The following is an 8,402-nucleotide window of genomic DNA, read 5'->3' on the forward strand; positions in this document are numbered from 1 at the left end:
GCCCCCACCCCCTCCCCTTAACCACCGGCCTCGCGAAACTCCCCACCCTGCTCGTCCGAAGTCCCAACCCCACCAACGACTCCGCCAGCTTCACCCCCGCCCCCACCCCGTCCACGACGGGCAACCCCAACTTCTCCCCCACCACCCGCTGCAACCCCGTCATCCCGGCACACCCCAGCACCAACACCTCCGCCCCCGCCGCACACACCCGCTCCGCCGCCGCGAGGAACGCCGCCTCCGTACGGGCCTCGTCGCCACCGAGGTCGAGGACGCTCAACCCCGTCCCCACCACCGCCGCACAGTTCCGGCCCACCCCCGCCAACTCCAGGCTGTCCTCGATCTGCCCGCAGGACCGCTCCAGCGTGGTGACGACGCCGTAGCGCCGACCCAGCAGACAGGCCAGATGGGCGGCCGCCTCGGTGATGTCGACGACCGGTACGTCCACCAACTCCCGCACGCCTTCCCGCCCGTGCTCCCCGAAGCCGGCCATGACGACGGCGTCGTAGGCGGGGCCTTCGTACGTACGGAGGAGGTCCATGACGGCCGCCGCCGACAGATAACTGTCCAGCCAGCCCTCCGCCGACTCGGGGCCCCACTCCGGGGTGAGCCCGGTCACGGTGGTGCCCGGGCCTGCGGCGGCCCGGGCACCTCGTACGATCTCCTCGGTCATCTCCTGCGTGGTGTTGCAGTTGGTGACGACGATGCGCACTCCGCTCAGACCTCCACCGGTTCGGGAGCGGGCTCGGCCGCGGCTCGATCGGCGCGGCAGACCAGCACGTACAGGCCCGCGCCCAGCGCCGTACCGATGAACCACGAGTACGGGGCCACGTCGCTGAACGTCTTCACCAGGGCGAGTACGCCCGCGACCGCCGCCGCGGGCAGGAACGCCGCGAGCGCCTTGGGGTTCACGCCGCCGCGGTAGTAGTAGCGGGAGCCGGGGGTCGCGTCGAACAACGCCTGCACATCGACCCGGCCGCGCTTCACCCAGTAGTAGTCGACCATGATCACGCCGAACAGCGGGCCCAGGAAGGCGCCGAGGCCACCGAGGAAGTAGTTGACGACCGTGGGGTTGGAGAAGAGGTTCCACGGGGTGACGACCAACGCGGCGACCGTGCTGATCATGCCGCCGATCTTGAAGGTGATCTTCTGCGGCCATACGTTGGCCAGGTCGTACGCCGGTGAGACGAAGTTGGCGACGATGTTGACGCCCATGGTGGCGACGGCGAACGTGAACGCGCCCAGCACCATCACCCAGGTGTTGCCCACCTTGGCGACCAACTCGGCCGGATCCGTGATGGCTTGGCCCCAGACCTCCAGCGAACCGGCCGTCACGATCACCGAAACGACCACGAACGCCGTGGAGTTGATGGGCAGGCCCCAGAAGTTGCCGCGGCGGACGGTCTTGTAGTCCGGCGCGAAGCGGGAGAAGTCGCAGAAGTTGAGCATCAGCGTGCCGTACGTCGCGAGGATCAGCCCGATCGCGCCGAACCACTGCCGCCACTGCTCGCCGAACGAGACCGGGTGCGGGGTCGAGGTGAGGGAGATCGACCAACCGGCCTTCGCCAGCACCCAGATGGCCAGCGCGATCATCACCAGCCAGATCGCGGGACCGCAGAAGTCCTGGAACTTCCTTACGGATTCCATGCCCTGACTGATGATCACCGCCTGGATCAGCCACAGCGACACGAAGGAGACCCAGCCGAGCGCGTCAAGTCCCAGGAAGGAGTGGTGAGTCCAGGACTCCAGGCCCGGCCAGGCGGCCAGCAGCATCACGTTGACGGCGACGGACGCGAGGTAGGTCTGGATGCCGTACCACATGATGGCGATCACGGCCCGGATGAGGGCGGGGATGTTCGCGCCCCACACGCCGAAGCTGATGCGGCTGACGACCGGGAACGGGACGCCGTGCGCCTGCCCGATCTTCCCCATCCAGTTCATGCCGACGTAGATGAGCACGAAGCCGACGAGCAGGGACGTGAAGACCTGCCAGACGTTCATGCCGAGGACCAACAGGCCTGCGGCGAACGTGTAGTTGCCGAGGTTGTGGACGTCGGACATCCACATGGCGAAGAGGTCGAAGACCTTCCAGTTCCGCTTGTCGGCGGGGGCGAGGTCTTCGTTGGTGAGCCGGGGGTCGGGGACGAACGTTGGCGTGCCGGTGGCTTCGGCACTGTCGGCGAGGGACACGGGGCCTCCAGGGCGAGGGGACGGGAGCGATGGGAGAGCTGGGCAGGACGGCTTCCGGTGTCGTTTGGTATACCAAACTGCCGTCATAGTCCTCCCGTCAACCGTTCCGACCGATGTCTCCGTTGTTAACGCTCCGTAAAACACCCCCGGAGTCGGCGAAGATAACCCCATGAGCTCCACGTCAGAGAAGATCGAACCCCTCGGAGCGGTGCGCGAGCGCGTCCTGGCCACCCTGCGGCAGGACGTCATCGCCGGTCGCCTCCGCCCTGGTGACCGCCTGGTCGAACGCGAGCTCGCCGAACGCTTCGGCGTCTCCCGGGTGCCGGTCCGCGAGGCGATCCGCGCGCTGGTCGCCGAGGGGTTCGTCCACTTCGAGACCCCGCGCCGCACGGTCGTACGCCGTCTCACCCCGAACGACGTGCAGGAACTCTTCGAACTGCGCGAGGCCCTGGAGGTCTACGCGGCCGGGCTCGCCGCGTCCCGCGCGACACCGGAGGAACTGGCCGAGGTGGAGGAACTCCTCGACCGTGCGGCCGCCGCGACCGAGGCGGGCGACGCCGAGCTGATCACGGACATCAACAGCCGCCTGCACGACAGCATCGTGGCGATAGCGGGCAACACGCTGCTGACCGCCGCCCTGGAACCGGTCGCCGGCCGCCTGCGCTGGATGACCCGGCGGAACGAGGAGTGGCCCCAACTCCTCGTGGAGCACCGCGAGTTGTACGAGGCGATCGCATCCGGCGACCCGGACCGCGCCCGCGCGCACGCACTGGCCCACGTACGGACCAACTACCGTTCCACGGTCCGGCATCTGTTCGGGGACGACGCGCAGCCGTAGGCAAGGGAAGTGGACATGGTCAGCAGACGTGGCCTGTTGGGCGGAGCCGCCGCCTTCGTGGGGGTCGGGACGATGACCGGCGCGGGGGTGGCCGTGGCGGACGTGGCGCTGGACACCCCGTTCACGCCGGTCGGCACACCGCATCTGGCGCAGGCCGAGCAACTGGTGGGCTATCAGCGGCTGTTGGCCGCCGGATATCTGGTGGACGGGCTGGCGGGGCACTGGCCGCTGGACGGTTCGGGTACGGACCGTTCCGGCCACGAGCACCCCGTGACGCTCGGCTCCGGCTCCGGCGCGACCTGGTCGGCGCTGCGCGCGGGCGGCGAGCTGAGCCTCGACGGGACGTCCGGCGCGTACGCCGCCACGGACTCCGTCCTGGACACGACGGCCCCCTTCACCGTCTCGGCATGGGTGCGCCTGGCGAGCGACGCCGACCCGGCGACCATGTACACGGCGGTGAGCCAGGACGGCGCGACGACCAGCCGCTTCCTCCTCCAGTACGACAACACCGTCTCCACCTGGGCCTTCAAGGTCCGCAGCGAGGACCAGACGGCCAAGGTGTCCGCCCTCGCCACCTCACCGGCCGGTCTCGGCATCTGGACCCATCTGACCGGAGTCTGGGACGGCACACAGATCCGGCTGTACGTCGACGGGCAGCCGCAGGGCAGCGCCGCGACCACCCTGTCCTGGGCCGCGCCCGGCGGCTTCTCCATCGGCCGGGCCCGCTTCGACAGCGCGCCCGTCAACCGCTTCAAGGGCGCCATCGACGACGTACGGGCGTACGCCCGCGCCCTGACCGCCGACGAGATCGCCCTGGTCAGCGGTCGTACGGCCCGCGAGAACAACGTCTACCAGTCGGGCTCGCCCGCCACCCTCACCTGGGGCACGCCCGACGACCCGGCGAGCTGGGTGGCCCGCGCCCGCTGCGCGTCCTTCGTCACCGGCGTCCTGAAGCACACCTACGGCTGGGCGTCGGACGACTACTTCCTCCAGCACTTCCAGGAGAAGGTCCCGGAGGCCGCCGACTACTGCGCCGCCTTCCTGAACGGCACCGCCGGCCCCCGCTTCCAGCGCGTCCGCAAGGTCGCCGACCTCCAGCCGGGCGACATCATCGCCGTCGACTACAAGGGCAGCGACCCCGACAACACCGGCCACATCGTCATGGTCCGCGAGGTCAAGGGCGTCTTCAGCGGCACCGCCGACTTCACCGGCGAGACGCAGTACGCCGTCGAGATCATCGACTGCACCTCCGACCCGCACGGCGTCTACGCCCTGACCAACTACCCCAAGTACCCCGACACCCGGATGGTCAGCAACGTCCCCGGCGAGAACCTCCAGGGCGTCGGCATCGGCCACATGATGTTCTACGCCTCCGACACCACGGGTGAGTTCTCGCGGTACCGATGGAGCGTCAACTCATCGAAGAGCACCGGGACTTACGACGTGACGGCCCGACCGGTGGCGGCGGCGCGGGTCGGCTGACCAACTGGGCCACCGGCGGGCGTACTTGTCCGTCGCCGCCACCAGCGCCTCCGCGACACCGGGCGCGCTCGCGCTGCGCTCGGCTTCGCCGACGATCACCAACTCGCCGCCGGATCCGAGGCGTTACGACTCCGGCGACCGCCACTTCCCTACGGAGCCGTCGGCAGCCCCGCCGCCCCGGCCGCCGTGCGGAGGACGTCCCGCAGCATCGCGGGGGTGAGTTTGCCGGTGAAGGTGTTGCGCTGGCTGACGTGGAAGCAGCCGAAGAGGTCGAGGCCGTCGAGGGAGACCCGGGCGCCGTGCCCGAACGCGGGCCGCGGGCGCGGGACTTGCCAGCCCGCCGCCGCGAACGCGGGCAGCGCCGCCTGCCAGCCGAAGGCGCCGAGGACGACCACTGCCTTCAACGTCGGCCGCAGCAGGGTGAGTTCGTCGACGAGCCAGGGACGGCAGGTGTCGCGCTCCTCGGGGGTGGGCTTGTTGGCGGGCGGGGCGCAGCGCACCGGTGAGGTGATGCGGACGCCGTACAGCTCCAGGCCGTCGTCGGCGCTCACGGCGGTCGGCTGCGAGGCGAGGCCGATGTCGTGGAGGGCCTCGTACAGGACGTCACCGGAACGGTCGCCGGTGAACATGCGGCCGGTGCGGTTGGCACCGTGCGCGGCCGGGGCGAGGCCGATGATCAGGAGTGACGCGTCGGCGGGGCCGAAGCCGGGTACCGGGCGGCCCCAGTACGTCCAGTCGGCGAAGGCGGCGCGTTTGGTGCGGGCGACCTCCTCGCGCCAGGCGACCAGGCGGGGGCAGGCCCGGCAGCCGGTGATCCGGTGGTCGAGGTCGGACAGGTTCATACCGCCACGGTATGCGTCCCTCTCCGTGCCGGTTCAGGTGAGGACCGCGCCGAACGCCACGAACCCGCAGATCATCAGGAACAGCAGCGCCAGCAACGGCCATACGAACCTCAGGTACTTGTCGTAGCCGACCTTCGCCAGCGCCACCCCGCCGATGGTGACGGCGGTCGTCGGCACCCAGAGGTTCATCCACCCGCTGGCTGCCTGCCAGGCGGTGACGACGACCGCGCGGGAGACCCCGGCGAAGTCGGCGAGCGGGGCGAGGATCGGCATGGCGAGGGTCGCGTGGCCGGAGGTGGACGGGATCAGGAAGGCGAGCGGCAGGTTCACGACGAAGACGATGATCGCGAAGACACCGGAGGAGGTGCCCTTCACGATGCCCTCGATGGAGTGCAGGACCGTGTCCGTGATCTTCGAGTTGTTCATGATGACGGTGACCCCGCGCGCCAGCACGATCACCAGCGCCGGCGAGATGAAGTCGGCGGCGCCCTGGATGATCATCGAGCTGAGCCTCTGCTCCCCCAGCCGCGCCACCAGCCCGATCAGCACGGCCGCGCACAGGAAGAGCGCCGCCAACTGCGGGAAGGACCAGCCGAGTTCGAAGCCGTACGGTTTCGCGTCCGCGTCACCGGTGAGCGCGCTCGCCCACGGCACCACCGAGAAGATCATGAAGGCGAAGACGAGGCCCATGGTGACCAGAACTGCCTTGTGCAGCCCGGTCAGTTCGGGTTCCTCGGCCTCCGAGGCGGCGTCCTGGTCCCGGTCGCCGGGCAGGAACCCGGTGATCGACCGCTCGGGGTTGCGCCGCACACGGCGCGCGTACCGGACGACGTACGCCACCGTCACCGCCGTCAGCACCACCCACATCACGAACCGCAGCACGATGCCGTCGCCGAGCGAGATGTCGGCGGCGGAGGAGGCGACGCCGGTCGCGAAGGGGTTCACGGTCGAGCAGAGCACGCCGATCCCGGCGCCGAGGATGATGGTGCCGACGGCGACCATCCGGTCGTAGCCGAGTGCCAGCATCAGCGGCACGATCAGGCCGTAGAAACCGAGGGTCTCCTCGGCGAAGCCCTCGACCGTGCCGAGGACCGAGAAGACGACCATGATCCCGGCGATGAGCAACGCGCCCCGGTCGCGCAGCCGATGGGCGAGCCGGCCGATGCCCCGGTCGAGGGCGCCGGTCGCGAACACCACGGTGATGAACGCCCCGATGGCGAGCACGAACAGGAACACGCCCGCGCTGCCGTACAGTTCACCGGCCAGATCCGGGCCGACCTGGCCGGTCTTCTCGTCCTGGACGCCGTAGAGGCCGTTGACGGGCGCGAGGAACAGGTCGTTGAGGCGGTCGACGAAACTCTGGCCGGAGTCGACGCGGTGGTAGGTGCCCTGGATCGGGGCGCCGGAGCCGTTGCGGTCGTACTGCCCGGACGGGACGAGGAACGCGAGCAGCCACACGGCGACGGTGACGATCGCGAGAACGGTCAGCGCACTGGGGAAGGTGAACTTCGGCTTGTGCGACGGCTGTTGGGCGGTCTGCGGACTGTCGGTCTCACTCATACGGCCTCCGCCGTCCCACCCTGGCTCCGGCCCCGGAAGTCGGCCGCGTATCGCTCGACGAACGCGCACATCGCGACGACCGTGTTCCGCAACTCCGAGAACAACACCCGCTCGTTGGGCGCGTGCAGATTGCACATGCTGTCCTGCGCGCCGAAGAGCAGCACCTCGGCGTCGGGCGCGGCCCGCGCGAGCCCGTTGACCAGCGGGATCGAACCCCCGGTCGCGACATACGACGGCTCGGCGCCCCAGGCTTCCTCCAGCGCGGCGAGAGCGGCACGGTAGGCGGGCCCGCCGGTCGCGGCCTCGTAACCGGGGCCGGTGTCACCCGGGGTGACGGTGAGCGAAACACCATAGGGCGTAAGAGAGTTGAGGTGATCGACAAGCCGCGCCCGCGCCTCACGCGGGTCCTGTCGCGGATGAAACCGAAGGTTGAGCTTGGCCCGCGCGTACGGCACGACCGCCGAGGCCGCGTGATCGACGCTCGGCGCGTCCAGCCCGACGACGGTGATCGCCGGCCCGCTCCAGAGCCGCTCCCCGAGACTCCCGCCACCGATGAGCGGAACCCCGTCGCACACGCCCGCCAACTCGCGGAACTCCTCCTCCGTGTACGTCGCCCCGCCCCACTCCTCCCGCCGCAACCCCTCCACGGCCACATCGCCGTGCACGTCGTGCAACGTGGCCAGAGCCTTGACCAACACAAGCAGCGCATCGGGAACAGCACCACCGAACTCCCCACTGTGACGCGGCTCTTGGAGAGTCCGAACCTCTACGACCACCTCGGCCGCCCCGCGTAGTCCGGTGGTCAGGGTCGGGGTGCCGGGGCGGAGATTGCCGAGATCGGCGATGACCATGGCATCGCAGGCGAAGCGCTCGGCGTCGGTCGGCGGGTAGGTGTCGAAGGGGCTGCCGTACTCCTCCTGTCCCTCGAACACGATCTTCACGCCGACCGGCGGCCGCCCCTCGTACGCCCGCAGCATCCCGAGATGCGCGATCACGTTCGACTTGTCGTCCGCGACACCGCGCGCCCGCAACCCGCCCTCCACGGCGGTCGGCTGGAAGGGCGGCGAGTGCCACAACTCCTCGTCCCCGGGCGGCTGGACGTCGTAGTGCGAGTAGAGGAGGACGGTCGGGGCGTCGGGGTCCGGCGGCGGAATCTCCGCGAAGATCACCGGCGCGGTGTCGGGCAGTTCGATCCGCTCGATGCGCTCGACCCCGGCCCCGCGCAACAACTCGACGAGCAGGTCATGCGCCTCCCCTACCGACTCGCCCGGAAACCCCGGAAACACCAGGGAGGGAATCGCGGCCAGCCGCACGAGGTCGGCCCGGAGCCCGCCCATCAACGCGTCGACCTTCGCTGCCCTGTCCTCCACGCCCGACCCCTCGTCTCTACCCCGGCTACGCCCGCTACGACCTCGGGAAACAGCCTCTGCGGTACGGGGTGGGGGTGCATCCGGGGCTGTCTCTTATACACATCTCCGAGCCCACGAGACTAG

Annotated in this window: 7 protein-coding genes; 2 read left to right on the forward strand and 5 right to left on the reverse strand. The window is 69.8% G+C overall.

Translation table 11 applies throughout. The features are described from left to right. Both OO69_RS47715 and OO69_RS47720 read right to left on the reverse strand, forming a co-directional pair. Window positions 1-709, reverse strand: a 709-nt coding sequence (locus tag OO69_RS47715; protein ID WP_033287324.1) for an aspartate/glutamate racemase family protein, incomplete at its 3' end; no start/stop codon positions are given. Between the two features lie 5 nt (window positions 710-714). Further along, window positions 715-2,187, reverse strand: a complete 1,473-nt coding sequence (locus OO69_RS47720; protein ID WP_033287318.1) for an NCS1 family nucleobase:cation symporter-1 — start codon at window positions 2,185-2,187, stop codon at window positions 715-717. A 169-nt stretch (window positions 2,188-2,356) separates the two neighbouring features. Between OO69_RS47720 and OO69_RS47725 the strand changes: the two genes are divergently transcribed. Further along, window positions 2,357-3,025: a GntR family transcriptional regulator gene (locus tag OO69_RS47725; RefSeq protein WP_033287319.1), complete on the forward strand. Its 669-nt coding sequence runs from the start codon at window positions 2,357-2,359 to the stop codon at window positions 3,023-3,025. Window positions 3,026-3,040: 15 nt separating this feature from the next. Continuing rightward, on the forward strand, window positions 3,041-4,507 hold the full coding sequence (locus tag OO69_RS47730) for a LamG domain-containing protein (RefSeq protein ID WP_033287320.1): 1,467 nt from the start codon (window positions 3,041-3,043) through the stop codon (window positions 4,505-4,507). A gap of 149 nt (window positions 4,508-4,656) precedes the next feature. Here the strand turns inward: OO69_RS47730 and OO69_RS47735 are convergent, their stop codons facing one another. From OO69_RS47735 to OO69_RS47745, 3 genes are read right to left on the reverse strand one after another with little or no spacing between them, the layout of a single operon-like run. Continuing rightward, window positions 4,657-5,349, reverse strand: coding sequence for a uracil-DNA glycosylase (locus OO69_RS47735; protein WP_033287321.1), 693 nt, complete (start codon window positions 5,347-5,349; stop codon window positions 4,657-4,659). 33 nt (window positions 5,350-5,382) lie between these two features. Continuing rightward, complete coding sequence (locus OO69_RS47740; protein ID WP_033287322.1) at window positions 5,383-6,909, reverse strand: YfcC family protein; 1,527 nt, start codon at window positions 6,907-6,909, stop codon at window positions 5,383-5,385. Next, window positions 6,906-8,246 (reverse strand): M20/M25/M40 family metallo-hydrolase, encoded by a 1,341-nt coding sequence (locus tag OO69_RS47745; RefSeq protein ID WP_106971250.1) that lies wholly within the window; start codon window positions 8,244-8,246, stop codon window positions 6,906-6,908. Before OO69_RS47745 ends, OO69_RS47740 begins: the two co-directional genes overlap by 4 nt. Window positions 8,247-8,402 lie beyond the last annotated feature (156 nt).

Source organism: Streptomyces sp. NRRL F-525 (assembly GCF_000716605.1).
Taxonomy (GTDB): Bacteria; Actinomycetota; Actinomycetes; order Streptomycetales; family Streptomycetaceae; genus Streptomyces.

Excerpts from the sequence above, each read along its gene's own strand:
- OO69_RS47745 (WP_106971250.1), bottom strand. The coding sequence starts at position 8,246 with ATGGGCGGGCTCCGGGCCGACCTCGTGCGGCTGGCCGCGATTCCCTCC.
- OO69_RS47730 (WP_033287320.1), top strand. The coding sequence starts at position 3,041 with ATGGTCAGCAGACGTGGCCTGTTGGGCGGAGCCGCCGCCTTCGTGGGG.
- OO69_RS47735 (WP_033287321.1), bottom strand. The coding sequence starts at position 5,349 with ATGAACCTGTCCGACCTCGACCACCGGATCACCGGCTGCCGGGCCTGC.
- OO69_RS47725 (WP_033287319.1), top strand. The coding sequence starts at position 2,357 with ATGAGCTCCACGTCAGAGAAGATCGAACCCCTCGGAGCGGTGCGCGAG.
- OO69_RS47740 (WP_033287322.1), bottom strand. The coding sequence starts at position 6,909 with ATGAGTGAGACCGACAGTCCGCAGACCGCCCAACAGCCGTCGCACAAG.